Here is a 25173-nt window from a genome sequence, read left to right as displayed (position 1 = left end):
GAGTCTGCGGGTGCCCGCCCGTTCGCGCGACCGCTGGGGTGCTACTCGCCCGTGCTGCCGTCGATGGACTCGCGCACCAGGTCGGCGTGCCCGTTGTGGCGCGCGTACTCCTCGACGAGGTGCACGAGGATCCAGCGCAGGCTGAACCGGCCGCCGTGGTGGCGGCTCTCCCGGACCGAGAGCTGGTCGAGGCCCCCGGAGGCGAGCGCGTCGTCGACGATGCGCCGCGACCGCTCGACCGACGTCGCGTACAGTGCGAGGAGCTCCGCACCCGTGTCCTGCGCCGCGCTGTTCCACTCCCAGTCGCGGTCCGCCGACCAGTCGACCGACGCCCACGGCTCGAGGGCATCGCTCCCGAGCAGGACCTCCGAGGTCCAGTTGTCCTCGACCAGCGCGAGGTGCTTGAGCAGCCCGCCGAGCGTGATCGTCGACGGCGGGAGCGTCTGCCGGAGCTGCTCGTCGGTGAGGCCGCCGCACTTCGTGAGCAGGGTCGCCCGGTGGAACTCGAGGAAGCCGAGCAGCGTCTCGGCCTCGGAGCCGGACAGCGGCGGGTCGACGCGAGCGGGGGACGGGTCGGTGGGCGTCGTCGGCGTCGTCATGCCCGCGAGCGTATCCGGGCGCCTGGCGCGGGGGCTGCGTGGGGGTTGCGTGGGGGCGCCCACCGGGTCGGCTGGGTCGGCTCAGAGCACGCGGGCGAGCTGCTCCAGCGCGGCGGCCGGGTCGCCCACGGGCACCAGGACGTTGCTCGTCACCCCGACGCGTGTGAGCTCGTCGATGCGTGCGCGCACGCGCTGCGGAGTGCCGGCGAGCGCCAGCTCGCGGACCCACGCGTCCGGCAGCGCTCGTGCGAACTCCTCGCGACCGGCCGAGGCCGCGCGGAGCGCAGCGACGTCGGCGCCGATCTCGAGGGGCGCCAGGTGGGGCGCCCAGTCGGGGTCCCCGACCCACTGCAGCGCGGGCCGGACGGCGTCGACCGCGGCGGCCTCGTCGTCGTCGACGGCCGCGACGTTGTAGGCGACGAGCCGGTGCGGCCCGGCCGCCGCGACCTGCTCGAGCGCAGCCCGCACGTACTGCGGGGTCACCGGCTCGGCCAGCACGGTGCCGTCCGCGACGCGGCCGGACAGCGCGAGCGACCGCGGTCCGCGCACGCCCAGCAGGACGTCGGGGACCTCGTCGGGCACCGCCGAGGGGTCGAGCACGACGTCGTCGAGGTGCACGAGGCCGTCGACGCTCACGCGCTCGCCACGCACGATCGAGCGCACGGCGGACACGTGCTCGCCGAGCAGGGTCAGCGGTGAGCGCGGCCACGTCCCGACCTGTCGCATCCACCCGGGCATGCCGTGGCCGACGCCGATCGTCACGCGCCCGGGGAACAGCTGCGCGAGCGTCGCGACCTCCATCGCGGCGAACGCGGCGTTGCGCGCCCCGGCGGGCAGGATGCCGATGCCCACGTGGATGCGGTCGGTCGCGGCGAGCACGGCCGCGGCCTGCGCGACTCCCCCGCGGAAGCCGAGGTCCTCGACGACCCACAGCTCGTCGAACCCGAGCTCGTCGGCCCGGCGCGCGAACGGCAGGACCTGCGACGCGGGCAGGTCGCGCGGCAGCATCGTGCCGATCCGGGGTGCGGTCACAGCTCCTCCACGGCGTCGCCGTAGGCCTCGACGAAGCGCGCGAACAGGGAGAGGAACGTCTCCGCGTCCGGCCCGAGCGTGTCGAGGCTCGCCGAGAGGGCCCCGAGCGCGCCTGCGAGGTCGCGTTCGAGAGCGGACCGGCCCTCGTCGGTCGGCTCGAGCAGGCGGGCCGTGTGCCCGGGCTCGTCGAACCGGCGCAGCAGGCCCGCGTCGAGAGCGGCGTTGGCCTGGCGGTTGACCGTGGACTGCTCGAGGCCGAGGGCGTCTGAGACCTCGCGCAGCGTGCGGGGTCGACCGTCCGACAGGAGCCACAGCAGGCGCATGTCCGCGGTGTTGAGGCGCATGCGCTGCTCGGCGAGGTGCATGTGCCGGGCGAGCTGGCGCATGAGCCAGCCGACGGCCCGGTCGGGCGAGAGGTCGGGCGGGGGCTGCGCCGACGAGCGGTCCGGCGTCCTGGCGTCCATCGGCCCATCCTCCCGCGGCGTGCTCGTCGTCGTTGGCATCCGGCGCCGACGTATGTACTCTACATACCGGTGATGTGTAGGTTACACATCGCAACCTCGTCGAAGAAGGCCCTATGAACCCCACCCCCGCCGCGCCCGCGGGCGCCGACCGTCGCGCGGTCGTCGTCGTCGCGGTCCTGTGCTTCGCGAGCCTCTGCTCCGCGCTGATGCAGTCGCTCGTCATCCCGATCCAGAGCGAGCTGCCCGAGCTCCTGCACACCACCGCCAGCACGGCGTCGTGGGTCGTCACCGCGACACTGCTCGGCGCCGCGGTCGCGATGCCCGTGACCGGGCGGCTCGCGGACCTCGTCGGTAAGAAGCCCGTCCTCGTCGTGTCCGCGTCGATCCTGCTCGTCGGCTCGCTCGTGTGCGCGGTGTCGGACACCGTCGGACCGGTGCTCGTCGGCCGCGTGCTGCAGGGCGTCGCGATGGGCTACATCCCCGTCGCCATCTCGATGGTCCGCGAGGTCACGCCCGCGCACATGCGCAACACCGCGGTCGCGGGCGTGAGCGCGACGCTCGGCGTCGGCGGCGCGCTCGGCCTGCCGCTCGCGGCATGGATCGCGCAGAGCCACGACTGGCACATGCTGTTCTGGGTCTCCGCGGTGCTCGCCGCTCTCATGGTCGTGCTCTCCGCGACGGTCTTGCCCCACATCCACGACGCGCACCCCGGCCGGCTCGACGTGCTCGGCGCGATCGGCCTCGCCATCGGGCTCGTGTCCCTGCTCGTCGGCGTCTCCAAGGGCAACGACTGGGGCTGGTCGAGCCTCGGCACGATCGGCATGATCGCGGGCGGCGTGGTCGTCCTGCTCGTCTGGGGCGCGTACCAGCTGCGGCACGACGACCCGCTCGTCGACCTGCGCACCACCGCGAAGCGCCCCGTGCTGCTGACCAACGTCGCGGCCGTGCTCATCGGCTTCGGCATGATGGCGCAGTCGATCGTCGTCCCCCAGCTCCTCGAGATGCCCGAGGCCACGGGCTACGGCCTCGGCCAGAGCATCCTCGCCGCAGGGCTGTGGATGGCGCCGGCCGGAATCGTCATGATGCTGTTCGCGCCCGTGTCGAGCCGGCTGCTCACGCGGTTCGGCGGACGGCTCACGCTCGCGACCGGGGCGTTCGTCATCGCCGGCGGCTACGTCCTGGCGGTGTTCATGACGAACGCGCCGTGGCAGCTCATGCTCGCGTCGTGCGTCGCCGCGGCGGGCGTCGGCATCGGCTACGCGGCGATGCCCACGCTCATCCTCACCAACGTGCCCGCGGCGGAGGCGGCCTCGAGCGTCGGCGTGAACAGCCTCATGCGGTCGATGGGTACCACGGTGGCCGGGGCCGTGATGGTCGTCGTCCTGACCAGTCGCACGATGGACCTCGGCGGCGCGGCGATCCCCACGCACGGTGCTTTCCGGCTGTGCTTCGTCATCGGTGCGGCGGCCGCTGCGCTGGGTGCGTGCATCGTGCTGCTCATCCCGCGGCGTTCAGCCGGCACGGCGACGACGGTCGTGGACCCGGAGCCCGAGGCGGTGCTCGCGCACTGACGGCGCATCGGCCTGCCCGGGGCATCGACCCCGGGCAGGCCGCGCCGTGCGACGGCGCTCCCCTCGAGCGTGGTCGCCGCCACGTACCGAGCGCGTGGCACCCGGCTCAGGGCGTCACGATCGGGAACACGGGGTCGGCTGAGTCCAGGAGCGCGGCGTACGCGTCGAGCTCGGACGGGTCCCCCGTCAGCATCAGAGCGCCCGCGTCGACGAGCGCACCCGCGGACGCGGGGTCGAGCAGCACCGCGACGAGCGACGCCTTGGGACCGCTCAGCGAGAGCCGAGGGGACGGGCTCGGTCCTCGGCGCGCGTTGAGGACGCCACGCCGGACCCAAAAGTGCCAGCGCTCGTCGTGCGGGTCGTCGTGCTGGTCGGTCAGCGCGATGTCGATCAGGACGTCGGCGTCGGCTGCCTTCCGGCCGTCGACGTGCACGGCGGCGTAGTCGAACAGGATGTCGACCGGCATCGCGTTGATCGAGTCGTCGCTCGCGCTCGTCAGGCCTGACGAACGCACGCCCGTGCGCAGCTCGAGCGCCGCCGTGAGCATCACTCCACGCCACTGAGGTCCCTCCGCCTGGTAGCCGAGCTGCTCGTACGCGCGCGCCGCGAGCTCCTTGGCCTCCGTGTTCTCGGGCTCGGCGAACACCACGTGGTGCAGGACCTGCGTCGCCCACCGGTAGTCGGCCTGCTCGAGCGCCCGACGGCCCTCCTCCATCAGCCGCTCGGCGCCCACCAGCTGGACGTAGCGCCGAGCGGTCTCGACGGGTGTGTGCGGGTTGAGCGACACCGGGTCGCCATCCCACATCCCCAGCTCCTTCGTGTACACCGCACGCACGTCGTGGTGCACGGTCCCGTGGTAGCCGCGGTTGTACCAACGCTGGCTGAGCGCAGGCGGGAGCTCGATCTCCTCGGCGGCCTCGAGCGGCGTCCAGCCCTTGTTCGCGAAGCGCAGCGCCTGGTCGTGGATGAACTTGTAGGTGTCGCGCTGCGAGCCGATGAACTCCGTCACGGACGCGTTGCCCCACACTGGCCATGTGTGCGGACCGAAGTGCACCGCGGCCTCGTCCCCCCACCGTTCGAGGGTCTCGTCGAGGAACCGCGCGAAGTTGCGTGCATCTCGCGTGCGGGCACCGCGTAGCGTCTGGATGTTGTGCAGCGCGTGGTTGGCGTTCTCGGCGCACGTGAGCGCCCCGAGCTGCGGGATCCAGACGTGCATGTTCTCGGGCGCCTCGGTGTCCGGCGCGTAGAGGAACTCGAGCTCGATCCCCGCGATCGTGCGCCGCTCGCCCGTGCGCGTGATCGGATCGGTCGGGGAGATGTACGAGATCGTCGGGTTGCCGAGAGCGTTGCCGATGCCGCACGTCACGAAACCGCGTTCGCCGTACGGGAGCAGGCTGCCGAACGCGTACTGGGCACGACGCGCCATCGCCGCGCCCGCGACGACGTTCTCCCCGATGGCGAAGCGGTCGAACGACCGCACCGTGCCGGGCGCGATGATCGGCACCCTCCCGCTCGCGACGTCGGCAGGGTCGACGACGCCCTTGACGCCGCCGTAGTGGTCCGCGTGCGTGTGCGTGTAGACCACGGCGGCGACCGGCTTGTCGCTCACGTGCTCGCGGATCATGCGCATCGCCTGCGCGCCACTCTCGATGCCCGTGGTGCAGTCGATGACGACGAGACCGTCGTCGCCCTCGATGACGGTGAGGTCGCCGATGTCGTTGTTGCGGACCTGGTACAGGCCCGCGACGACCTCGTACAGGCCGCCGCGCTTCATCAGCTGCGCCTGCCGCCACAGGCTCGGGTGCACCGAGTCCGGAGCAGGGGTGTCGTCCTCGATGAAGTCGAACCATGACGGGTCGAAGATCGGCGTCCCGTCCGCGTGCAGCACGGCCTCGGTGAGCGGCGCGATCAGGCCACGGGCAGCATCGGCGAAGTCGTCGACGTCGTGCATCGGGAGGTGCTCGAGAGCCTCGCGGTTGGCTGCCGCGGTCTGCGGCGTCGGGGGCAGGGGATGGACGTGCGACATGGCGTGAGCTCCTCGGGACGGGGCGCTCAGGCGCCCAGGATGCGGGCCTTCTGCACGGCGAACTCGTCGGGAGTCAGCACTCCCTGGTCGCGCAGCGCCGCGAGCTGGGTCAGCTGCGCCGCGATCTCGTCGACGGACGCCGGGGCCGGCGCAGCCGGGGCAGGGGCGGGAACGGGCTCGGCCGCAGCGGGCTGCGCCGCCTGGCGCGCTGCCTGCCCCTGGGCCACGCGGCCGGACACTGCGGCGGCGGTGCCCGCGACGACGGCCGTGCGGGCCGCGGTGCCGACGAGCCCGCGGGCTGCGGGTCGTGCGACGGGACGACGGATCATGGTCGTGCTCCTCTCGGTATGGCGTGCTCAGACGCTCGTCACGGACTCCAGCGCGGCCTCGACGGCGTCGCGGGGGATGCGCTCGCCGGCGAGGATCACGCCGCCCGCGTCCCGGATCGCTACCGCGAGCTCGGTCGCCCACGTGTCCTCCCACACGATGAGCACGGCCGACGATCCGGGCTCGAGATCGGCCGCGGCCCGCGCGATGTCGTCGTCACCGAGCACCCCGCCCGCCTCTCCGGGCAGGTGCGCGAACGCGGCGGTCTCCTCGAGCGCGTCGTACTCGAACACCTCGACGGCGCCCGTGACGTCCTTCTTCATGAACACGATGTCGATCACGCGGATCGTGGCGTGCTCCACGAGGTCGACGAGGGCAGGAACGATCTCGCCCGTGAACCGGCTGCCAGGGAAGGCGATGAGCACGTACTGCACGGGTCCGACGGACATCGACGTCTCCTTCGCTCGGCCGGTGACGGGATCGTCGTCGGCGTGCACCCAGCCGACCACCGGGCATGCGGCACGACATCACCCCCCACGGGGTGAACCGCGGGCCGCTACGTTCGGGTGGTGGCGATCGAACGGACCGGCGGTGCGACGTTCGCGCGCTCCAAGAGCGCCGTCCCGGTCGCGTCCACGTGGGTCACCAGGGCCGACCTGCTCGCGCGGCTGGGCCAGGACCCCGCCGCGCCGCTCACCGTCGTACTCGGTCCGGCCGGTGCGGGGAAGACGTCGCTGCTCGGGCAGTGGGCGGCGACTCGCGATCCCTGCGACGTCGCATGGTTGACGTGCGACCGCGGGGATGTCGACGCCCGGTTCTGGCGCGCCGCTCTCCGCGCCGTCGCGGCCGTACGACCGGGGTTCGGTGCGACCTGCCTGGACCTGCTGGCGCTCGACGAACGGGTGGACCATCAGCTCCTCGAGTGCCTGCTCGCGGAAGCTGAGGCGCTCGATGACCCGGTGGCCCTGGTGCTCGACGACCTGCACCTGGTGGGCCCCGCCGTGCACGACCACCTGCGGTTCCTGCTCTCCCGCGGCATGGCTCAGATACGCCTGCTCGTCGGCGCGCGCAGCGAGCCCTGGCTCGGCCTGGACCGGCTTCGGGTCACCGGGGGTCTCGTGGAGGTGCGCGAGGCGGACCTCCGGTTCGACGCGCGCGCCGTGCGTGACGTGCTGCGTCGCCTCGGTGCGCCCGCGGACGCCCACGTCGTCGACCTCGTGCAGGGCCGCACCGAGGGCTGGGCAGCAGGTGTACAGCTCGCGGGCCTCGCGCTGCGCGACACCCGACGGCGCGACGACGTCATCGCGCGTCTGGCTTCCTCCGACGCTGCGGCGCGCGACTACCTGTGGTCCGAGGTCCTCGACGCCCAGCCCGAGCACGTGCGCGAGTTCCTGTTCGACACGTGCGTCGCCGAGGTCCTCACTCCCGCGCTCGCGGCCGTGCTGGCACCGGGGTCCGCCGTGACGCTCGAGGACGTGGAGCGGGCGTCGCTGATGCTCGTCCGGCTCGACCCGGCCGGCACGGAGTTCCGCTACCACCAGCTGTTCGCCGAGCTGCTGCGGTCCCGCCTGAGCGCGCTCGATCCGGAGCGCGAGGCTGCGCTGCACGAGCGTGCTGCTCGGTGGCACGACGAGCACGGCCGACCGGCCGCCGCGTTCCGCCACCGATGGCGGGCGGGCAGGCGCCGGGACGCGATCGCAGGCGTGCAGGACGGCGTGCTCGAGGCGTACGCGGACGCCGCGCTGCCCGTGTTCGACGATGCGGAGCGCGTGCTCACGGACGACGACCTGCGCGCGAGCCTCCAGGCAGCCGTGGGTTACGCGAGTGCGCTGCTGGTTCAGGGGTTCCCGCAGGATGCGGACCGGCTCGCGGCCAGGGTCGCGGCGCTGGCGGGTGAGAGCGGGCCCTCTGGGGTGCTCGAGGCGTCGACGCGTCAGCAGCTGTGGTGCGTGCGCGCGCTGAGCGCGCTGGCGCTCGGCGACACGAGAGCCACGGTCCGTCACGGTCGGACGGCGATCGAGAGCGGCCCCGGCGACGACGAGTGGTCGGCGCTCGCCTCGGCGGGCGTGGCACGTGCGCTCGCGTGGCAGGGGGAGGAGGAGGCAGCCGACGAGACGCTCCGGACGGCCCGCGAGCCCTTCGGTCGAGCGGCCCAGGCCGAGATCGCCGGCACCACCGCTCACGTCCTGCTCGCGCAGGGGCACCTCGAGCGCGCGCTGGGTGTCGCGGACGCGCTGGCGGAGCGCATGCGTGCGGCGGCTCCCGCCTCGCACGACCTACGCCTGCACCCCGAGGTCGTCGCGGCATCGGTCCACCTGGAACGTGGGCGCTCGTCGTACGCGGCTGGCATCCTCGCGGCGGCCGGCGAGCACGTCTCCGCCCTACGACTGCCGGCCCGGGTCCTCGCACTGCTCGGTCTGTCGCGCGCCCTGTGGGTACAAGGCGACGACGACGCGTTCCGCGTGGTCGACGAGTGCCGCCGCCTGCTGCGTCACGCGCCGACGACGAGCGGCCTCGTCGACCGTGTGCGCGCGCGGCGAGCTCGGCTTCTGCTGGACACCGGTGACCTCGACGGAGCGGCGAGCACGATGGATGCCATGTCGAGCCCGTGGCTGCGGAGGATCGTCGAGGCGCACCTGCGGCTCGCGGACGGCGACCTCGGCCGGGCACGTGCCACGCTCGAGAACGTCGAGCGGGATGCACGATCCCCGCGGCGGCGGCTCGACGCGTCGCTCGTCGCACTCGCGCTCGCGCAGGCCGAGGACGGGGACATCGTGGACGCCGCGCGGCAGGTGCTGGCGCGGGCCGAGCCCGAGGGATGGGTGCTCCCGCTGCAGGAGGCCGGGCTCGCGTCGCTCGACGCCGTCCGGGGCGTCGCCCGCTCCAGGACCGTCACACCGTTCGTCGCCGCGCTGCTGGCCGCACGCCCGGTCACGGGCGCTCGCGACCTCCGTGTGCCGCGGCTCACCGGACCCGAGCTCTCGGAGCGGGAGAGGACGGTGCTCGGCTATCTCGCCACGTCGCTCACGTACCCGGAGATCGCGGCGACGCTGTTCGTCTCGGTCAACACCATCAAGACGCACGCCAAGAACATCATGCGCAAGCTCGGCGCGGCTTCCCGGGCGGATGCCGTCGTCCGGGCACGAGAGGCGAGGTACCTGTGAGCGGCTCAGGATCCGGTGGCCTGGTGCGGCACGTCGCTCGCCAGGTGTCACCGCACAGCGCGTCCGAGCTGCTCTACGGCGCCATCGTGACGGCGTCGGTCCTCGCGGTGTCGAGCCTGCACCCGGGACCGGGTGGCCACGTCGTCCTCGCGGCGGGCGTCGTCACCCTCGTGTACTGGCTCGCTCACGTGTACGTCGACGCCGTCGGCGGGCGGTTCCTGGACCCCGAGCACTCGACGACGCGGCGGCTGGGGCACGCGCTGCGGAGCAACTGGGGCGTGCTGCTGGGAGGTGTGCCGCCGATCGTCGTCTACGTCGTCGCGCGGCTGCTCGGCGCTTCGGTGCCCGGCGCGGCGTGGGTCGCGATGTGGTTCACGGTGGGCCTGCTCATGACGGCGGGCGGGTTCGCGGCCTACCGAGCGGGCCGGCGTGGCTTCGCGCTCGTCTCGGAGATCGCCGTGTGCGGCTGTTTCGGCCTGGCGGTCATCGCGATGAAGTACGCGCTGCACTGACGGACCTTCGGAGGCCGGGGCGACCGGGCGCACTGGCACACTCGGGACCATGACGGTCGTCAGGTCGCTGGTCCTGTTCGTCGCCGCCGCGATCTGCGAGATCGGCGGTGCGTGGCTGGTGTGGCAGGGCGTGCGCGAGCACAAGGGTTGGGTGTGGGTCGGTGCCGGCGTCGTGGCGCTCGGGCTGTACGGGTTCGTCGCGACCCTGCAGCCCGACGCGCACTTCGGCCGGATCCTCGCGGCGTACGGGGGCGTGTTCGTCGTCGGCTCGCTGCTGTGGGGCATGGTCGCCGACGGCTTCCGGCCCGACCGCTACGACGTCGCCGGCGCGCTCCTGTGCCTGGGCGGCGTCGCGGTGATCATGTACGGGCCGAGGTCGGCATGAGCGACCGGGACACCCGGGAGTACGACGCGTTCGGGCCGTGGGTCGACGAGGTCCGCTCGGCCGACGACGTGCCGCGCCTGTTCCGCCCGTTCCGGCTCGACCTGGCTCGCACCCGGCTGGTGCTCAAGGTGCCGCGCGACATCGCCCGACGCGACGCGACGCCGGACATGGACCTGTACGACCACCTCGTCGTGCTCGACGACACGCGCATCACCGTCCTGACACGCATCGCGGCCGGCGGGTTCGACGAGAGCGCCGTCGCGTACGGGGACGTGCTCGCGGTGGTCGACGCCGTCGACCTGCTCGACGCCCGGTTCACGCTGCACGACCGGCACGGTGGCACGCTGTCCTTCCGGTACAACGGCTCGGCGGGGCGCAGCATGAAGCAGCTGGTCTCCGAGCTGCGGTCGGCGACGAGCGACGCGCCGATCAGCCCGGTCGCACGCGCCGTCGCGGCCGCGCCCGGGGGTCCGCCGCCCGGTTCCGACGACCTCGGCCCGCGCGGCCGCGGGCTAGTGAGCGAGTACCTGGACGTGGCGCGCTCGCGGCCCGACCTGCGCGCGCAGGCGTGGCACGGGCCGCGCACGCTCCAGACCCGCCGCACCGGACCGGCCGCGTGGTGGCACCGGGTGGTCAGCCTGTTCCTCCCGACGAGGCTCGCGGGTGCTGTCGTCGCGAGCGGACCCCGCACGCTCGAGCTCGTGACGCGGCGCGAGGGGATCACGCGCAGCGCCCGTCCCGACTACTCGCTCGCGCGGGTCGTCGTGCCGCTGGGTGCGCTGGACCGGGTCGATGCCGCTCCGCACCCGGAGCTCGCGGACGTCACGGTGCTCACGCTGGTGGGCGGCGAGGGCGGCGTGCCGCTCGCGGTCCCGACGGGCTCGTCGACGGAGACGTTCCTGACGGCGACCTAGCCGCCGCCGGCGGACGGGTCAGGCGACGTCCGCGCGGAACGCGGTGCGGTAGTCGAGGGGCGGGATGCCGACGACGCGGCGGAAGTGGTGCCGCAGCAGCGCCGCGGACCCGAACCCGCACTCGCGCGCGACCTCCTCGACGTCCAGACCGGTCTCCTCGAGCAGCCGCTGCGCGTGCTGGACCCGCTGGCTCGTGAGCCAGCGCATGGGCGTGGTGCCGGTCTCGGCGGCGAACCGGCGCGCGAACGTGCGCGACGACATGAGCGCGCGGGCCGCGAGCGTGTCGACCGTGTGGTCGTCGGCGAGCGAGCCCTGCACCCACTCGAGCACGTGCCGCAGCGAGTCGTCGGAGCACTCGGGCACGGGCTGCGGGATGAACTGGCGCTGCCCGCCGTCACGCTGCGGCGGGACCACCATGCGGCGGGCGATGGTGCTGGCCACGGAGCTGCCGAGCTCGCGCCGGACGATGTGCAGGCACGCGTCGATGCCCGCCGCGGTGCCGGCGCTCGTGACGATCTGGCCGTCGTCGACGAACAGCACGTCGGGGTCCACCGTGACCTCGGGGAAGCGCTCGGACAGCTCGGCCGCGTGCCGCCAGTGCGTGGTCGCGACGCGGCCGTCGAGGATCCCTGCGGCGGCGAGCACGAACGCGCCCGAGCACACCGACACGATCGTCGCTCCACGCGCGTGCGCGCGGCGGACGGCGTCGAGCACCGCGGGCTCGTACTCGTCGCGCACGACGGTCGCGGGGACGGCGACCAGGTCGACGTCGTCGAGCGCGTCGAGGCCGTGCGGGGTGACGAGGTCGACGCCGATGCCCGACCGGATCGTGCCGCCTGCCTCGACCCCGGCGACGCGGAAGTCGAACGCCGGCACGCCCTCGTCGGTCCGGTCGATGCCGAACACCTCGCACACGACCCCGAACTCGAACATGGCGAGACCGTCCACGAGCAGGACCCCGACGCTGCGCAGCATCGCGCCAGACTACTTGGCAGGATGTTGACGGTCAACGTCGTGGCTGCCACTCGTCGGCGTCGTGCGGCCCGACGAGAGTGGCCGCATGGACACCATCGTGACTGTCATCGCAGCCCTCGTGATCGCCTCGCCGTTCGTCGTGCTCGCGCTGCGCACGACGCGGTGGGACCCCTTCGCCCGCCGGTCCGCCGGCGCGGTGGCGGCCGACGAGCGTGACGCCGACGCGCGCCGCACAGCCGCCGACGTGGCGGCTCTCGTCGGGCACGACGCCCCGACGGCGACCCGGCCGCTCGCCGAGCCGACCTGGACGGCACGCGCGGTCCACATGGACCGAGCCGCCTGACGCGAGGCGGGCCGTCCTCGGCACTACGGCCGCAGCAGCACCTTCGTCGCGCGCCGCTCGTCCATTGCCGCGTACGCCTCGGCGGCCTGCTCGAGCGGCAGCTCGAGGTCGAACACGATGCCGGGCCGCAGCGAGCCGTCCAGCACCTCGGGCAGCAGGTCCTCGATGTACCCGCGTACGGGTGCCACGCCGCCGCGGACGCCCACGTTGGAGTCGAACATGGTCCGTACGGGCAGCTCCGGGCCGCCGTTCGGGACGCCGACGAAGCCCACCTGGCCACCCGGCCGGGCGGATCGCAGCGCCTGGTCCATCGACTCCTTGGTCCCGACGCACTCGAGCACCACGTCGGGCCCGACGCCGTCGAACATCTCCTTGAGCCGCGCCACGCCCTCGTCGCCCCGCTCGGGCACGACGTCGGTGGCTCCGAGCTCGCGCGCGAGCGCCTGCCGGTCATCGTGGCGCGACATCGCGACGATGCGTGCGGCGCCGAGCCGGCGCACGGCGGCGACCGCGCTCAGGCCCACCGCTCCGTCGCCGACGACGGCCACGGTCGAGCCCTCGCGCACCCCGCCCGCGACGGCCGCGTGGTGACCCGTGCACATCACGTCGGACAGCGTCAGCAGGTGCGGCACGAGGGCGCGCCCGGTCTCGGAGTCCGGGTCGAAGCCGGGGACGACGACGAGCGTGCCGTCCGCGAACGGGGCGCGCACCCGCTCGCCCTGGCCACCGTCCGCCGAGGCGCCCTCGGCGTCGTGGCTGCCCCACCAGCCGCCGTGCAGGCATGACGTGCTGACGCCGTTGCGGCAGTTCACGCACGTGCCGTCGCACACGTAGAACGGTGCGATGACGAAGTCGCCGACGGCCACGTCGCGCACGTCGTCGCCGACCTCCTCGACGACGCCCACGTACTCGTGCCCGATGCGGTGCGGTCGCTTCGTCGGCGTCACGCCGCGGTACGGCCACAGATCGGAGCCGCACACGCACGCCGCGACGACGCGGACGACCGCGTCGGTGCCGAACCGGATCTCCGGGTCGGGGACCGTCTCGACGCGGATGTCCCGCTCGCCGTGGATGACCGTCGCGCGCATGGGTTCCTCCTTGCAGGGATGGGTGGCTGCAAAGCAGTCTCGCCCATGCCGGCGAGGGCCGCGTGCGCAGTCGGCGCGCCCCTTCCGGGCGGGCGGGCGACTGCGGCACGCTGGCGCCATGACACCGAACTCGCCCGCGCGCGCCCGGCTGCGGCAAGCGGGGCCGAGATGGCTCGCCTGACCAGCGCCGACGTCGCCCGCGAGAGCGGCGTCTCCCGCACCACGGTGAGCTACGTGCTCAACGGCAAGACGGGCGTCGCGATCCCGGAGGCCACCCGGCAGCGCGTGCGCGAGGCGGCCGAGCGCCTCGGCTACACCCCGTCCGCGGCCGCGCGCGCCCTGCGCCGGGGGCGCAGCGACCTCGTGCTGCTGGTGCTCCCGGACTGGACCGTCGGGCCGGTGATCGACACGCTGCTCGACCACCTCACCGCGGAGCTCGCCGAGCGCGGGCTGTCCCTGCTCGTGCACCACGACCGCGGGCCCCGTCGGCTCGCGGACCTGTGGGGGGCCGTGACGCCGCGTGCCGTGCTGGGCCTGGTGCCGTTCGCGGCGGACGACGCGCACGCGATGCGGCAGGCAGGCATCCAGGTGGTCGGCAGCACGCTCGACGCCGACCCGGAGCCCGGCACGTTCTCCGTCCCGCAGCGCGAGATCGGTCGCCTGCAGGTGGAGCACCTCGCGGCGCGGGGGCACCGGGTGCTGGCGTACGCGGCGCCGAGCGACGAGCGGCTGGCGGAGTTCGCCGACCGGCGTGCCGCGGGTGCGGCGGCGGCGTGCGAGCGTCTGGGTCTGCCCGCGCCTGCCGTCCGGGCGGTCGGGCTGGACGTGACCTCCGCGAGCGCCGCGGTGCAGGAGTGGCGTGCGGGCGACGAGCCCGTCACGGCCGTCGCGGCGTACAACGACGAGGTCGCTCTCGCGGTGCTCGCCGGGCTGCGCGCCGAGGGCCTTTCCGCCCCCGCCGACATCGCGGTCATCGGGGTCGACGACGTCCCGGTCGCAGCCCTCGCCGCGCCGCCGCTCACGACCGTCTGGCAGAACATCGACGCGCAGGCCACGTACCTCGCCGCGTCGGTGCTGGCGGCGCTCGACGGCGCGGACGAGCCGGAGCGCCCGGACGACGTCTTCCATGTCGTCGTCCGGGCGTCGACCTAGCTCCCGGTCAGCTGAACGTGAACCAGTTGAGGTTCACGAAGTCGGCGGGCTGCCCGGAGTCGAACGTCAGGTAGACGGTGTGCGTGCCCGTGGTGTCGGTGATGTTGGCGGGCACGGTCTGCCACGTCTGCCAGCCGCCGGTGCTGGCGATCGCGAAGCTGCCGATCGACGGGCCGGTGAGGCTGTCGAGCCGGACGTTCACGAGCCCGCTGACGCCACCTGCTGCGCCGGATGCGACGCGGGCGGTGAACGTCCGCTTCGCCGACGAGCCGAAGTTCACCGAGTCGAACCGCACGTGGTCGCCGTTGCCGATCCACCCCACGTCCAGGCCGCCCCCGGTGTCGGACGTGCTCTCGGTCGCGACGCCGGCCATCCCGTCGTACGACTCGGCCTCGATCCGGGAGGTCGCGTCGCGACCGGTCGTCGTGCCGGCCGTCGTGACCGAGACCGCGCTGCTGGCGGCGGACCGGTTGCCTGCCGCGTCGTACGCCCGGACCGTGAACGAGTACGTCGTCGATGCGGACAGCCCGGTCGCGGTGTACGTGCGCGCCGTCGTCGTCCCGACGACGGACCCGCCGCGCAGCACCTCGTACCCGGTCACGCCGACGTCGTCGGTGGACGCGTTCCACGTGAGCGTCGTCGACGACGAGGTGGTGCCCGACGCGGACAGCCCGGTCGGCACGCTCGGTGCCGTGGTGTCGCTGGAGCCGGGTGTCGTGACCGAGACCGCGCTGCTCGCGGCGGACCGGTTGCCTGCCGCGTCGTACGCCCGGACCGTGAACGAGTACGTCGTCGAGGCGTACAGGCCGGTCGCGGTGTAGGTGGTCCCGGTCGTCGTCCCGACCACCGACCCGCCGCGCAGCACCTCGTACCCGGTCACGCCGACGTCGTCCGTGGACGCGTTCCACGCCAGCTTCGTCGAGGTGCTCGTCGTCCCGGACGCGGCGAGGCCGGTCGGCGTCGACGGCGGCGTGGTGTCCGTCGGGGCGGTGCCGCTCGAGCTGGCCACCGAGCGGGCCGGTACGGACAGCGTCACGCCGTTCGAGAACGTCACGGTGATCGGCGTCGAGCCCACGTTGGCCGCCTGGTAGGTCCGCACACCGTCCTTGACGAACACCGCGTGCAGCGGTGTGTTCGCCGTGACCGACCGGTCGACCGTCCCGAGGCCCGCGAGGTTCTTGAGCCAGTAGAACGTGTGCGCCCTCGACTCGCCCTCCTCGGGCGTGTACGACGAGGCCTGCGCGCGGAACTGCGAGAGCGCCGTCGGGGCGTCCGCGAGCGCCTGGAACTCCCAGATGATGTCCTGCCACACGGTGGCCGGCCCGCCGTTGTTGCGTTCGAGCTCGGCGAGGTTGCGCTTCACGTACGCCGGGTCGTAGCCGAGGTACAGGTGGCCGCCCGTCGAGGGCAGCAGGTTGATGCCCTGGATCATCTCGGGGTCGGCGCTGAACCACGTCGAGTACGCGCCGCCGTCGCCCCACACCATGCCGACCGTCGAGTGGCCGAACGCGGCGGGGAACGCCTCGTCGTCGGTGTCGAACCAGTAGTTCTCGATGGCCGACGCCTGCGTCGTGTAGAGGTAGATGCCGAGGTCACGGACGGCCTTGTTGCCTGTGGCCTGACCCCACTGGACGAGCCCGCTGGCGAAGTTCATGCCCTCGGACGACGACTCCTGGTTGTTGCCCGCGCCGAACGCGCCGTGCCCGGATGCCCAGTCGTGGCCGGCGTAGACGTCGAAGTCGCGCAGGAACGGGAATCGGGTGTCGCTCCGGTCCCAGTTGGCGGCGTCCTTGATCATCGTGTTGACCATGCCGCCGTATGCGGAGTCGGCCGCCCACGCGGGGTCGAACTCCGCGAGGGTCGCGGCGCCGACCACGTAGTAGCCGTAGTGGAAGTGGTGGTCGTTGAGGTCGGTGTCCGAGCCGTAGGAGGCCGGGTAGCCGATCAGGGTGCCCCACGCGGAGTTGTACCAGAACGACCGGGTCGTCTCGCCGGGCGAGGCGGTCATCCAGTCCGTCATCCGCGTCTTGAGGGATGCGAGCAGGCTGTCGCGCGCGGACGTGTTGCCGGTGGCGTTTGCGATCTGCACCACCTGCGCGATGCGGCCGAAGGCCTTGCCGGTCCAGTACGTGTCGTCGCCGAAGCCAGCGAAGGGGTCCCCGGACGCGACGCTGTTCACGTACCCGTTGAGCTGGGTCGCGTCCGCCGAGCCGGCGGCGAAGCCCGTGTTGGCGAGCTGCGGGAGCACACCGTTGAACGGCGTGACGGTCTGGAACTGCGAGGCGCCGACGACGACCTTCATCGGGCCCCTCGGCGACGTGTACGAGTAGCCGCTGAGCGTCGTCCCGCTGAGGTGGTCGCGCTGGTGCGGGTACAGCGCGAAGACGGTGCCCGTGCCGCTGCCCTGGCGTGCGGTCGTGGTGAACGCGTACGTCGCGGTCATCTTCGCCGTCGCCTCGTCGTACGACCACGAGACCTTGGTGCCCGTGACGTGGTTGTGCGCGTACGGCGCGTAGGCGTTGAGCGCGGCGACGCGGTCGGCGTTGCTGCTGCTCGACGTCGTCGGGAGCACAGCCACCGAGAAGAACGTGCTGCCGTTCAGGGCCGAGCTGATCGTGCTGCCGGACACCGTCCACGTGGAGCCCGTGGGGCCGAACGCGGCGTAGTCGTGCCCGTTGAGCGTGAAGCCGACCGCGGCGTTCGCGTTGCTCCACACCGTGGGGGCGGCGCTGCCGGTGAGCGTCGCGTTGCCGCCGGTCTTCGTCGCGTAGACGAACGGCAGGCCGTGCCCGAACGTGGTGCGCAGGCTGTTCGAGCCGCTGCTCCACAGCTCGCTCACGGTCCAGTCGGAGTAGCCGTCGACCTTCCCGTCCGACGACAGGCCTGCGATGCCCAGGCGGAAGTCCTCGGCGTACGGGTAGTGGTACTCGCCCACGCCGGTCGCCGTGCCGGAGATCGTCGGGGTCGTCGGGTAGCTCACGCCGAGGCCGTTCGTGTACGCGTGGAACGACAGCGGGTGCGCCATGAGGTTCTCGGAGATCGACGCGCAGTCGAACTTGCGCCACAGCAGCGACGTCCACCAGTCGTTGGTGGGGATCGCACCGGCGGGGAAGCTCGCGGTGACGTGCGCGCGCGGGTTCGTCACGGGCGTGCCGTTGCACTCGGTCGGGACGGCGCCGCCGGCGGGTGTGCCCTCGGCGTAGCTGCCTGACCCCACCGACACCGCGCCGGCCGAGGTGGTGACGAGCAGCGGCGTGAGCACCGCAAGCATCGCGGCGATCACCGCACCCCCGACGACGGATCGCCGCGTCGCTCGGGTCGATCGGCTCCGGCGCGTGGGCCGCTGGGTCGGGTTCGATGGCACGCCGTTGTGCATAGGGGACTCCGTCGTCAGGGTGCGCGGCCGGCGGAGCGCGTCGTTGCGCCCGGCTCGACCGAGTGACTCGTGTCACTAGGGGTTTGCCCAGAGTTGTCCGATCGTTCGCCGAAGTCAAGACCTGGGACGCCCGCGGACCTAGGCTCGGCCCGACGAGAGGGGCGACGTGACGGTCGTGCTGATGTGTGGACCCGCCGGCGCGGGCAAGTCCACCGCGGCGGCGCGCCTCGAGCGCGACGGCTACGTCCGGCTCGCGTTCGACGAGCGGGCGTGGGAGCTCGGGCATCGCGACCACCCGCTCCCGGCGACGGTCGCCGCCGCGGTCCACGCCGACCTGCACGCGACCCTCCTCGCCCTCGTCGCGGAGGGTCGGGACGTCGTCGTCGACTCGTCGTTCTGGTCCCGCGCCTCGCGCGACGCCTACCGCGAGCTCCTCGCGCCGGCGGGCATCGTGCCGGTCGTGCACGTCCTCGACACCCCGCGCGAGGTCGTCCTGGCGCGGCTCGCCCGACGGACCGGGGAAGGGCCGCACGACGTCCCGGTCCGACCCGACCGCGCGCTCGCCTACCTCGACGGCTTCGAGCGCCCGACGCCCGACGAGGGCCCGCTCGTCGTCGTCGACGGGACGCTCAGAGCGAGCGGCGACGTCAGCGGATGACCAGGACTGATACCCCGACGCCGACGGCTGACGCGAGACGAAGGTCGGCCGTGAGCAGCGGTGCATCGGTCGCGCGAGCCACGGCCACGTAGAAGGCGTCCGCGACCCTGAGCCTGCCGCGCTCCGCCCAGACGTGACGGAGCAGGTCGACGTGATGCACGCGGTCGCACGGGAACGTGGACCACGCGTCGACCGCGTCCGAAGCCTCCGCGCTGGTCAGGGCTCCGGATCGCTCGAGTCGCGCGACGGCAGACAGGACCTCCGTGTCGATCAGTGCAGGAGCGAGGGGTTCAGACCCGGCCAGGCGTGCGCGCGCGATCCTCTGGAGCGGGCCAGGGATGAGCGCGTGGACGGCCACGCTCGCGTCGAGGACGACCCTCACGCCGGCGAAGAGATGGGTGCGTCAGGCGCGTACTCCACGCGTACGTCGTCGAGGGCCGCGGCGACATCGATCGTTCGGCGGACTGCTGCAGGCGGGTGAGCCGCCAACCACTCATCCATCGACGGACGACCGAGATCGCGGCGCAGCAACTGGGTCACGTACTCCGTCATCGTGACTCCTTGCCTGCGGGCACGTGCGGACAGCTGTGTGTGCAGCTCGTCGGGGAGATTCTTCACCTGCAGGGTGGCCATGGGCATGACCGTAGCATGCTCGAAGCATGCCCGCGCTGATGAGACAGTCCTTGCACGACGCCGGGCGCGTGGTGGATCCGCGACGATGTACGACGAGATCGCGGATGCGCTCGTCCGTGCGGGTGCTCGGCACGTGGAGCTCGACGGTGCCGGGCACCGGGTCCAGGACCACGCCGAGGCGACCGGCTTGATCCGCGAGGTCGTCGGCGCGCAGGGCTGACGCCGCGGACATTAATGCGATGACGCGCCCGACGGCCTCGTCGTACGGTCGTCCACGCTCGGGCCGAGCAGCCGGACGGTGTGACCGTCGCGGGTCCTGCGTCGAAGCCCATCGAGCAACTGCCTCTGGAGCAGCGCCTGTACAGCGCTCGGGTTCGATTCCCGATCTCTGCCGGCCGGCGTGCGGCCACCACGGCGGTCGCGGTCTGCGACGTCCCGCACGACGGGGTGTCCCCCGCGGTCGTCGGGCTGCGCGCCGGTCGGTGCGCGCGCTCGCGACGGAGGTGGACCCGGCCGAAGGGCGGTCGGGGACGGACGACGGGAGGAGGAGAGCGATGCGCATCGTCGTGCAGGAGTGGGAGAAGGTCCTGGTGTACAAGGACGGCCGGTTCGAGGTCGAGCTCGCCCCCGGCAGGTTCCGGCTGGCGCGTCGGCGTCGTCGGTTCGTGCACGTCGTCGTCCGGCCGCGCGTGCTGACCGTGCCGGTGCAGGAGGTGCTGACCGCCGACGGGCTGTCGGTCAAGGTCAGCCTCACGGGCGTGCTGCGTGTCGCGGACGCGCGGGCGTGGACCGAGGCCGTGCAGACCCCGGACGCGTTCGTGTACGCGGAGCTGCAGGTCGCGCTGCGTGACGAGGTCGCCGCGCGCACGCTCGAGGAGCTGCTCGCGCAGCGCGTGCAGGTGGCCGACGCGCTGCTCGCAGCGACGGCGCAGTTCGTCGCGAGCGTGGGTGCGGTGCTCGAGCGGCTCGCGGTGCGCGACGTCGTCGTGCCGGCCGAGCTGCGCCGAGCCGCGGCCGACGCCGCCACCGCGCGGCTCGAGGGTCTCGTGGCGCTCGAGCGTGCACGCACCGAGGTGGCGGCGACGCGTGCGCTGGCCAACGCGGCGCGGCTCGTCGGGACCACGCCGGGCCTCCTCGAGCTGCGGACGCTCCAGGCCGTCGAGGCCGGTGGCGCGACCGTCGTCCTGAAGCAGGGCGTCGCGAGCGCGTGACCTGGACCGGTGGCGACCCCGCGGGGTCGCCACCGGGCTCCGAGATGCCGGTGCGGCGAAGCGTGCCTAGCGTGGCCGGACTCGTCGCACGAGCCGAGGGGAGCCGACGATGCCCGACCAGCAGCCCGACCAGACCACACCCGACCGCCCCGCCCAGCAGCAGGAGCCGCCCGGCCTGACCGCCCCGATGCGGCCGCAGCCCGACCACGGCGAGGAGTCCTACGCCGGGCACGGGCTCCTCGACGGCCGCAAGGCGTTCATCACCGGGGGCGACTCCGGGATCGGCCGCGCGGTCGCGATCGCGTTCGCGCGGGAGGGGGCCGACGTCGCGATCGGCTACCTGGAGCAGGAGCAGGAGGACGCCGACGAGACGGCGCGCTGGGTGCGCGCCGCGGGCCGCACGTGCGTGCTGGTCCCGGCGGACCTGCGCGACGAGGACCAGGCGCGCGGTTCGGTGCGCACGGCCGTCGCCGAGCTCGGGGGCCTGGACGTGCTCGTGAACAACGCGGGCTTCCAGATGGCTCGCCGGGACTCGTTCGCGGACGTCACGACAGACGACCTCGACCGCGTGATGAAGACCAACCTGTACGCCCTCGTGTGGGTCACGCAGGAGGCTCTCGAGCACCTGGGCGAGGGGTCGGCGATCGTCAACTGCTCGTCGATCCAGGCGTACCAGCCGTCCGAGTCGCTCGTCGACTACGCGTCGACGAAGGCCGCGATCAACAACATCACCGTCAACCTCGCGTCCGAGCTGGGGGAGCGCGGCATCCGCGTCAACGCGGTGGCACCCGGACCGATCTGGACCCCGCTGCAGCCCGCCACCCAGCCCGCCGAGAAGCTCGAGACGTTCGGCCAGGACACGCCGCTCGGCCGCGCCGGCGAGCCTGCGGAGGTCGCGCACGCGTTCGTGTTCCTCGCGTCGCAGGTCACGGGCTCGTACGTGTCCGCGACCGTGCTGGGCGTCACCGGGGGCAAGCCGGTGTTCTGACGCGAGCGGTCGCCGATCCCGGCGTCCGGGGTGAGAGTGAGACGACGGGCGCGGGCCCCACGAGGGCCCCGCCGAGTCCCCCGGGCAAGGAGCAGAACATGCGTGCCGTCGTCTACGAAGGCCCCCGCGAGATCGTCGTCAAGGACGTGCCCGATGCGCGCGTCGAGCACCCCACCGATGCCGTCATCCGGCTCACGACCACCAACATCTGCGGCTCCGACCTGCACATGTACGAGGGCAGGACGGACGTCGAGGAGGGGACCGTCCTCGGTCACGAGAACATGGGTGTCGTCGAGGACGTCGGTCCCGGTGTCACGCGGATCAAGGTCGGCGACCGAGTCAGCGTGCCGTTCAACGTCGCATGCGGGACGTGCCGCAGCTGCACGAGCGGCTGGACGTCGTTCTGCCTGCGCACCAACCCGATCGAGGGCATGGTGGGTGCCGCCTACGGGTACGCGAACATGGGTCCGTACCCCGGAGGCCAGGCCGAGTACCTGCGGGTCCCGTTCGCCGACGCCAACCTGCTCGAGCTGCCGCAGGGCACCGAGCACGAGGACGACTTCACGATGCTGTCGGACATCTTCCCGACCGGCTGGCACGGCACGGTGCTCGCGGGCGTCAGCCCGGGCGACGACGTCGCGGTGTTCGGCGCCGGCCCTGTGGGGCTCATGGCCGCGCACTCGGCCCTGATCCAGGGGGCGGCGCGCGTCTTCGTCGTCGACCAGCAGGCCGACCGGCTCGCGCTCGCCGACAAGATCGGTGCGCAGGCCGTCGACTTCTCGGCGGGCGACCCGGTCGAGCAGATCATGGACGCGACGCAGGGCCGCGGCACGGACTGCGGCGTCGAGGCGGTCGGCTACCAGGCGCACGACCCCGCGGGCGACGAGCACCCCGAGCTGGTGCTCGACAACCTCGTGCAGGTGGTGCGCGCGACGGGTGGCATCGGCGTCGTCGGCGTGTACGTGCCGCAGGACCCGGGTGCGGCCGAGGAGGGCGCGAAAGAGGGCCGCGTCGGCTTCGACTACGGCACGTTCTTCACCAAGGGCCAGCACATGGGCACGGGCCAGGCGCCCGTCGCCCGCTACAACCGGCAGCTGCGGGACCTGATCGTCGCGGGCCGCGCGACGCCGTCGTTCATCGTGTCGCACCACCTGGGCCTCGACGACGCCCCCGACGCGTACGCGAGGTTCGACGCACGGGAGGACGGCTGGACCAAGGTGCTGCTGCGTCCGCACGGCTGACGCTCACCGCCCAACGCTCGCCGCTCATCGCTCGCCGCGCGCAGCGGGCGGGCACGCGTCAGGATGCTCGCGTGCCGGTGACGACGAAGAGCCGAGCCGCCGCGGCAGCGTGCGCGGTGGCGCTGTGCGCGGGCTGCGTCGGCCCGGCCGGCGCGGACCGGCACTCCGACGAGGTGCTCGGCACGGCCCTCGACGGCGCCGCGTCGGCCCTCGCGATCGGGACCCTCACGGTCGACCTCCTGGCGGACGGACGCACGTTCCGGACGGTCGCGGACACGACCCTGCAGGACGCGATCGAGGACGCGAGCAGCGCGCAGGGCACGCTCGCGCGGGACCAGCCCGCGACGCCGCAGATGTCGAAGGCCCGGGCCGCGGGAGTCGAGGCCGTGGCCTCGGCCGTCACGGCGCTCGCGGACGCCCGGGAGTGGGTGAACGGCGTCGACGGCACCGACGTGGCCGACGTCCGGTCGGCGCTGGGGGTGGCGACGCAGCGGGTCGATGACGCGTCCGACGCGGTGGATGCCGCCGCGGGGAGCGGCTCGTGAAGAAGCTCCTCGGCGTCGCGCTCGGCATCCTCACCGCGATCGGCGGCTTCGTCGACATCGGTGACCTGGTCACGAACGCGGTCGTCGGGGCACGCTTCGGGCTCTCGCTCGTGTGGGTGGTGCTCGTCGGGATCGTCGGCATCTGCGTGTTCGCGCAGATGTCGGGCCGGGTGGCTGCCGTGAGCGGGCGCGCGACCTTCGAGATCATCCGCGAGCGCCTCGGCCCGCGCGTCGGCGGCATGAACCTCGTCGCGTCGTTCGTCGTCACGATGCTCACGCTCACGGCCGAGGTGGGCGGCATCGCGCTCGCGCTCGAGCTGGCGAGCAGCGTCGAGGAACGGCTGTGGATCCCGTTCGCGGGCCTCGCGGTGTGGCTCGTGCTCTGGCGGGTCAAGTTCTCCGTGCTCGAGAACGTCACCGGCCTGCTCGGCATGTCGCTCGTCGTGTTCGCGGTCGCGCTGTTCCTGCTGGGGCCCGACTGGGGCGAGCTGCTCGACCAGGCGGTCCGGCCGACGATCCCGCAGACCGAGGCCGCGCCGACGTACTGGTACTACGCCGTCGCGCTGTTCGGAGCCGCGATGACGCCGTACGAGGTCTTCTTCTTCTCGTCCGGCGCGCGTGAGGAGAAGTGGACGGTCAAGGACCTGAACATGTCCCGGGCCAACGTGCTCATCGGCTTCCCGCTCGGCGGGCTGCTGTCGATCTCGATCGCCGCGTGCGCCGCCGTGGTGCTGATGCCACGGCACGTCGACGTGACGTCCTTGTCGCAGATCACGCTGCCGGTCGCGCTGGCCGGCGGCAAGCTCGCGCTCGCGGTGGTGATCCTCGGCATCGTCGCCGCGACGTTCGGAGCGGCCCTCGAGACCGCGCTGTCCACCGGGTACACGCTCGCGCAGTTCTTCGGGTGGTCGTGGGGCAAGCACCACCGGCCCGCCGAGGCGGCGCGGTTCCACACCGCGATGCTCGTCGCGGTGCTCGTCGGGACGCTGGTGCTGCTGACCGAGGTCGACCCCATCGCAGTCACCGAGTACTCGGTGGTGTTCTCCGCGGTCGCGCTGCCGCTGACGTACCTGCCGATCCTCGTCGTCGCGAACGACCGCGAGTACATGGGCGAGCACGTCAACGGCCGCGCCACCAACGCCGTGGGGCTGGTCTACCTCGGCATCATCGTCGTCGCGTCGCTCGCGGCGATCCCCCTGATGATCGCGACGGGAGCGGGTGCATGAGCCCACGCGTGCGGCGCGACGAGCGCCCCTTCGACCCCGACGAGGAGCTGCCCGAGCCCCCGCGGCCGGCCGGGCGCGTGCTCGACGCGCGCCTGCACCTGCTGGACCGGCAGGTGGTCGATGTCGACGACGTGCCGGTCATGACCCTCGACGACCTCGAGCTCACCGAGCCCGTCGTCGGCACCGACGTCACGGTCCAGGGCCTGCTGAGCGGACCGGTGCTCGCGACGCGCATCTTCGGTGGCCGCCCGCCGCGCAGCAGGCTGCACCGCACCCCGTGGCGGCTCGTCGCCGAGGTGGGGACGACGGTCCGGCTCGGGGTGCGCGGCGAAGGGCTCGATGTGCTGTGGGTCGAGCGCTGGTTGCGCGACCGGGTGATCGGCAGGATCCCCGGAGGTCGTCATGCTCCTGAGTGACCTGCTCGACGTGCCCGTGCACGATGCGGACGGCGTCCGGCTCGGCTTCGTCGTCGACGTGCGGCTGGTGCTCGACGGCCCGCTCGACGGGTCGCTGGCCCGGCCTCGCCTGCACGGCGTTCTGGTCAGCCCGCGCACAGGGACGTCGTTCCTCGGCTACGAGCGCAACGACGAGCGCTCGCCCGCCCTCGTGGCCCGCTGGCTGCGCCGGCGGCACCGCGGCACGTTCCTGCTGCTGTGGCAGGACGTCGCGGCGGCCGACGACACCGCGGTGGTGACCGTCGAGGGCTACCGCCGCTGGTCGCCGCGCCTAGGCTGACGGTCGGG

27 protein-coding genes are annotated in these 25173 nt (G+C 73.0%); 16 read left to right on the top strand and 11 right to left on the bottom strand.

The genetic code is table 11. From position 1 onward, the window contains the following. Positions 1 to 41: 41 nt before the first annotated feature. The 3 genes from AW16_RS0104555 to AW16_RS17525 all read right to left on the bottom strand — a co-directional run bounded on the left by AW16_RS0104555 (position 42) and on the right by AW16_RS17525 (position 2095). A complete protein-coding gene (locus AW16_RS0104555; RefSeq protein ID WP_029288295.1) occupies positions 42 to 599 on the bottom strand; it encodes a DinB family protein in 558 nt (185 codons plus the stop codon). 81 nt (positions 600 to 680) lie between these two features. Further along, positions 681 to 1631, bottom strand: a complete 951-nt coding sequence (locus tag AW16_RS0104550) for an LLM class flavin-dependent oxidoreductase (protein ID WP_029288296.1) — start codon at positions 1629 to 1631, stop codon at positions 681 to 683. Beyond that, positions 1628 to 2095, bottom strand: coding sequence for a MarR family winged helix-turn-helix transcriptional regulator (locus AW16_RS17525; RefSeq protein ID WP_051681646.1), 468 nt, complete (start codon positions 2093 to 2095; stop codon positions 1628 to 1630). Before AW16_RS17525 ends, AW16_RS0104550 begins: the two co-directional genes overlap by 4 nt. A 113-nt stretch (positions 2096 to 2208) precedes the next feature. Here AW16_RS17525 and AW16_RS0104540 point away from each other — a divergent pair, with 113 nt between their 5' ends. Next, on the top strand, positions 2209 to 3666 hold the full coding sequence (locus AW16_RS0104540; protein ID WP_051681647.1) for an MFS transporter: 1458 nt from the start codon (positions 2209 to 2211) through the stop codon (positions 3664 to 3666). Positions 3667 to 3772: 106 nt separating this feature from the next. On the opposite strand, the gene AW16_RS0104535 is transcribed toward AW16_RS0104540, so the two are convergent. From AW16_RS0104535 to AW16_RS0104525, 3 genes are read right to left on the bottom strand one after another with little or no spacing between them, the layout of a single operon-like run. Then, complete coding sequence (locus AW16_RS0104535; RefSeq protein ID WP_029288299.1) at positions 3773 to 5692, bottom strand: alkyl/aryl-sulfatase; 1920 nt, start codon at positions 5690 to 5692, stop codon at positions 3773 to 3775. Positions 5693 to 5718: 26 nt separating this feature from the next. Further along, a complete protein-coding gene (locus AW16_RS0104530) occupies positions 5719 to 6021 on the bottom strand; it encodes an SHOCT domain-containing protein (RefSeq protein WP_051681648.1) in 303 nt (100 codons plus the stop codon). 27 nt (positions 6022 to 6048) lie between these two features. Continuing rightward, positions 6049 to 6468, bottom strand: a complete 420-nt coding sequence (locus AW16_RS0104525; protein WP_029288301.1) for a DUF6325 family protein — start codon at positions 6466 to 6468, stop codon at positions 6049 to 6051. A gap of 120 nt (positions 6469 to 6588) precedes the next feature. Here AW16_RS0104525 and AW16_RS0104520 point away from each other — a divergent pair, with 120 nt between their 5' ends. Genes AW16_RS0104520 through AW16_RS0104505 form a run of 4 tightly spaced genes read left to right on the top strand, consistent with a single transcriptional unit; the run spans position 6589 to position 10994 of the window. Next, positions 6589 to 9183 carry a LuxR C-terminal-related transcriptional regulator gene (locus tag AW16_RS0104520; protein WP_029288302.1) on the top strand — a complete coding sequence of 865 codons (2595 nt, stop codon included), beginning with the start codon at positions 6589 to 6591 and terminating at the stop codon, positions 9181 to 9183. 23 nt (positions 9184 to 9206) lie between these two features. Further along, positions 9207 to 9695 (top strand): hypothetical protein, encoded by a 489-nt coding sequence (locus AW16_RS0104515; protein WP_029288303.1) that lies wholly within the window; start codon positions 9207 to 9209, stop codon positions 9693 to 9695. Between the two features lie 49 nt (positions 9696 to 9744). Continuing rightward, positions 9745 to 10080 (top strand): YnfA family protein, encoded by a 336-nt coding sequence (locus AW16_RS0104510; protein WP_029288304.1) that lies wholly within the window; start codon positions 9745 to 9747, stop codon positions 10078 to 10080. After that, positions 10077 to 10994 carry a hypothetical protein gene (locus AW16_RS0104505; protein WP_029288305.1) on the top strand — a complete coding sequence of 306 codons (918 nt, stop codon included), beginning with the start codon at positions 10077 to 10079 and terminating at the stop codon, positions 10992 to 10994. The genes AW16_RS0104510 and AW16_RS0104505 overlap by 4 nt, the downstream gene beginning before the upstream one ends. An 18-nt stretch (positions 10995 to 11012) precedes the next feature. Here AW16_RS0104505 and AW16_RS0104500 read toward each other — a convergent pair whose 3' ends face one another. Further along, a complete protein-coding gene (locus AW16_RS0104500; protein ID WP_029288306.1) occupies positions 11013 to 11969 on the bottom strand; it encodes a helix-turn-helix domain-containing protein in 957 nt (318 codons plus the stop codon). A gap of 85 nt (positions 11970 to 12054) precedes the next feature. Between AW16_RS0104500 and AW16_RS0104495 the strand changes: the two genes are divergently transcribed. Then, positions 12055 to 12312, top strand: coding sequence for a hypothetical protein (locus tag AW16_RS0104495; RefSeq protein ID WP_029288307.1), 258 nt, complete (start codon positions 12055 to 12057; stop codon positions 12310 to 12312). A gap of 23 nt (positions 12313 to 12335) precedes the next feature. Here the strand turns inward: AW16_RS0104495 and AW16_RS0104490 are convergent, their stop codons facing one another. After that, entirely contained in the window at positions 12336 to 13400 is a 1065-nt protein-coding gene (locus tag AW16_RS0104490) for a zinc-dependent alcohol dehydrogenase family protein (protein ID WP_029288308.1), read from the bottom strand. Positions 13401 to 13568: 168 nt separating this feature from the next. Here AW16_RS0104490 and AW16_RS0104485 point away from each other — a divergent pair, with 168 nt between their 5' ends. After that, complete coding sequence (locus AW16_RS0104485) at positions 13569 to 14552, top strand: LacI family DNA-binding transcriptional regulator (RefSeq protein ID WP_029288309.1); 984 nt, start codon at positions 13569 to 13571, stop codon at positions 14550 to 14552. Between the two features lie 7 nt (positions 14553 to 14559). Here AW16_RS0104485 and AW16_RS0104480 read toward each other — a convergent pair whose 3' ends face one another. Continuing rightward, positions 14560 to 17835: a glycosyl hydrolase gene (locus AW16_RS0104480; RefSeq protein WP_231495941.1), complete on the bottom strand. Its 3276-nt coding sequence runs from the start codon at positions 17833 to 17835 to the stop codon at positions 14560 to 14562. 259 nt (positions 17836 to 18094) lie between these two features. On the opposite strand from AW16_RS0104480, the gene AW16_RS0104475 reads away from it, so the two are divergent. After that, positions 18095 to 18586 (top strand): ATP-binding protein, encoded by a 492-nt coding sequence (locus AW16_RS0104475; protein ID WP_231495942.1) that lies wholly within the window; start codon positions 18095 to 18097, stop codon positions 18584 to 18586. Here the strand turns inward: AW16_RS0104475 and AW16_RS0104470 are convergent. Both AW16_RS0104470 and AW16_RS0104465 read right to left on the bottom strand, forming a co-directional pair. After that, complete coding sequence (locus AW16_RS0104470; RefSeq protein WP_029288312.1) at positions 18576 to 18968, bottom strand: type II toxin-antitoxin system VapC family toxin; 393 nt, start codon at positions 18966 to 18968, stop codon at positions 18576 to 18578. The genes AW16_RS0104475 and AW16_RS0104470 overlap by 11 nt on opposite strands. Continuing rightward, positions 18965 to 19219 carry a hypothetical protein gene (locus tag AW16_RS0104465; protein ID WP_029288314.1) on the bottom strand — a complete coding sequence of 85 codons (255 nt, stop codon included), beginning with the start codon at positions 19217 to 19219 and terminating at the stop codon, positions 18965 to 18967. The genes AW16_RS0104470 and AW16_RS0104465 overlap by 4 nt, the downstream gene beginning before the upstream one ends. 85 nt (positions 19220 to 19304) lie before the next feature. On the opposite strand from AW16_RS0104465, the gene AW16_RS18885 reads away from it, so the two are divergent. The 8 genes from AW16_RS18885 to AW16_RS0104425 all read left to right on the top strand — a co-directional run bounded on the left by AW16_RS18885 (position 19305) and on the right by AW16_RS0104425 (position 25165). After that, on the top strand, positions 19305 to 19439 hold the full coding sequence (locus AW16_RS18885) for a hypothetical protein (protein WP_255347047.1): 135 nt from the start codon (positions 19305 to 19307) through the stop codon (positions 19437 to 19439). A gap of 334 nt (positions 19440 to 19773) precedes the next feature. Then, positions 19774 to 20430 (top strand): SPFH domain-containing protein, encoded by a 657-nt coding sequence (locus tag AW16_RS0104455; RefSeq protein ID WP_029288315.1) that lies wholly within the window; start codon positions 19774 to 19776, stop codon positions 20428 to 20430. A gap of 109 nt (positions 20431 to 20539) precedes the next feature. Then, on the top strand, positions 20540 to 21418 hold the full coding sequence (locus tag AW16_RS0104450) for an SDR family oxidoreductase (RefSeq protein WP_029288317.1): 879 nt from the start codon (positions 20540 to 20542) through the stop codon (positions 21416 to 21418). Positions 21419 to 21516: 98 nt separating this feature from the next. Next, positions 21517 to 22659, top strand: a complete 1143-nt coding sequence (locus AW16_RS0104445; RefSeq protein WP_029288319.1) for a glutathione-independent formaldehyde dehydrogenase — start codon at positions 21517 to 21519, stop codon at positions 22657 to 22659. Between the two features lie 71 nt (positions 22660 to 22730). Beyond that, a complete protein-coding gene (locus AW16_RS0104440; protein ID WP_029288320.1) occupies positions 22731 to 23204 on the top strand; it encodes a hypothetical protein in 474 nt (157 codons plus the stop codon). Further along, positions 23201 to 24430 (top strand): Nramp family divalent metal transporter, encoded by a 1230-nt coding sequence (locus AW16_RS0104435; RefSeq protein ID WP_029288322.1) that lies wholly within the window; start codon positions 23201 to 23203, stop codon positions 24428 to 24430. The genes AW16_RS0104440 and AW16_RS0104435 overlap by 4 nt, the downstream gene beginning before the upstream one ends. Then, on the top strand, positions 24427 to 24846 hold the full coding sequence (locus AW16_RS0104430; RefSeq protein WP_051681656.1) for a hypothetical protein: 420 nt from the start codon (positions 24427 to 24429) through the stop codon (positions 24844 to 24846). The genes AW16_RS0104435 and AW16_RS0104430 overlap by 4 nt, the downstream gene beginning before the upstream one ends. Beyond that, the gene (locus tag AW16_RS0104425; RefSeq protein ID WP_029288324.1) at positions 24833 to 25165 is read left to right on the top strand and encodes a PRC-barrel domain-containing protein; all 333 of its coding nucleotides are present in this window, start codon (positions 24833 to 24835) and stop codon (positions 25163 to 25165) included. The genes AW16_RS0104430 and AW16_RS0104425 overlap by 14 nt, the downstream gene beginning before the upstream one ends. Positions 25166 to 25173 lie beyond the last annotated feature (8 nt).

This window comes from Cellulomonas sp. HZM, from assembly GCF_000708885.1.
Taxonomy (GTDB): domain Bacteria; phylum Actinomycetota; class Actinomycetes; order Actinomycetales; family Cellulomonadaceae; genus Cellulomonas.
Note: the sequence above shows the minus strand (reverse complement) of the source record. Positions and strands in the feature narration are given on the sequence as shown.

What these genes read in the sequence shown, in the direction of transcription:
- AW16_RS0104555 (WP_029288295.1), bottom strand. Translation starts at nt 599, where the DNA reads ATGACGACGCCGACGACGCCCACCGACCCGTCCCCCGCTCGCGTCGAC.
- AW16_RS17525 (WP_051681646.1), bottom strand. Translation starts at nt 2,095, where the DNA reads ATGGACGCCAGGACGCCGGACCGCTCGTCGGCGCAGCCCCCGCCCGAC.
- AW16_RS0104540 (WP_051681647.1), top strand. Translation starts at nt 2,209, where the DNA reads ATGAACCCCACCCCCGCCGCGCCCGCGGGCGCCGACCGTCGCGCGGTC.
- AW16_RS0104535 (WP_029288299.1), bottom strand. Translation starts at nt 5,692, where the DNA reads ATGTCGCACGTCCATCCCCTGCCCCCGACGCCGCAGACCGCGGCAGCC.
- AW16_RS0104530 (WP_051681648.1), bottom strand. Translation starts at nt 6,021, where the DNA reads ATGATCCGTCGTCCCGTCGCACGACCCGCAGCCCGCGGGCTCGTCGGC.
- AW16_RS0104525 (WP_029288301.1), bottom strand. Translation starts at nt 6,468, where the DNA reads ATGTCCGTCGGACCCGTGCAGTACGTGCTCATCGCCTTCCCTGGCAGC.
- AW16_RS0104510 (WP_029288304.1), top strand. Translation starts at nt 9,745, where the DNA reads ATGACGGTCGTCAGGTCGCTGGTCCTGTTCGTCGCCGCCGCGATCTGC.
- AW16_RS0104505 (WP_029288305.1), top strand. Translation starts at nt 10,077, where the DNA reads ATGAGCGACCGGGACACCCGGGAGTACGACGCGTTCGGGCCGTGGGTC.
- AW16_RS0104500 (WP_029288306.1), bottom strand. Translation starts at nt 11,969, where the DNA reads ATGCTGCGCAGCGTCGGGGTCCTGCTCGTGGACGGTCTCGCCATGTTC.
- AW16_RS0104495 (WP_029288307.1), top strand. Translation starts at nt 12,055, where the DNA reads ATGGACACCATCGTGACTGTCATCGCAGCCCTCGTGATCGCCTCGCCG.
- AW16_RS0104490 (WP_029288308.1), bottom strand. Translation starts at nt 13,400, where the DNA reads ATGCGCGCGACGGTCATCCACGGCGAGCGGGACATCCGCGTCGAGACG.
- AW16_RS0104485 (WP_029288309.1), top strand. Translation starts at nt 13,569, where the DNA reads ATGGCTCGCCTGACCAGCGCCGACGTCGCCCGCGAGAGCGGCGTCTCC.
- AW16_RS0104465 (WP_029288314.1), bottom strand. Translation starts at nt 19,219, where the DNA reads ATGGCCACCCTGCAGGTGAAGAATCTCCCCGACGAGCTGCACACACAG.
- AW16_RS18885 (WP_255347047.1), top strand. Translation starts at nt 19,305, where the DNA reads ATGTACGACGAGATCGCGGATGCGCTCGTCCGTGCGGGTGCTCGGCAC.
- AW16_RS0104455 (WP_029288315.1), top strand. Translation starts at nt 19,774, where the DNA reads ATGCGCATCGTCGTGCAGGAGTGGGAGAAGGTCCTGGTGTACAAGGAC.
- AW16_RS0104450 (WP_029288317.1), top strand. Translation starts at nt 20,540, where the DNA reads ATGCCCGACCAGCAGCCCGACCAGACCACACCCGACCGCCCCGCCCAG.
- AW16_RS0104445 (WP_029288319.1), top strand. Translation starts at nt 21,517, where the DNA reads ATGCGTGCCGTCGTCTACGAAGGCCCCCGCGAGATCGTCGTCAAGGAC.
- AW16_RS0104430 (WP_051681656.1), top strand. Translation starts at nt 24,427, where the DNA reads ATGAGCCCACGCGTGCGGCGCGACGAGCGCCCCTTCGACCCCGACGAG.
- AW16_RS0104425 (WP_029288324.1), top strand. Translation starts at nt 24,833, where the DNA reads ATGCTCCTGAGTGACCTGCTCGACGTGCCCGTGCACGATGCGGACGGC.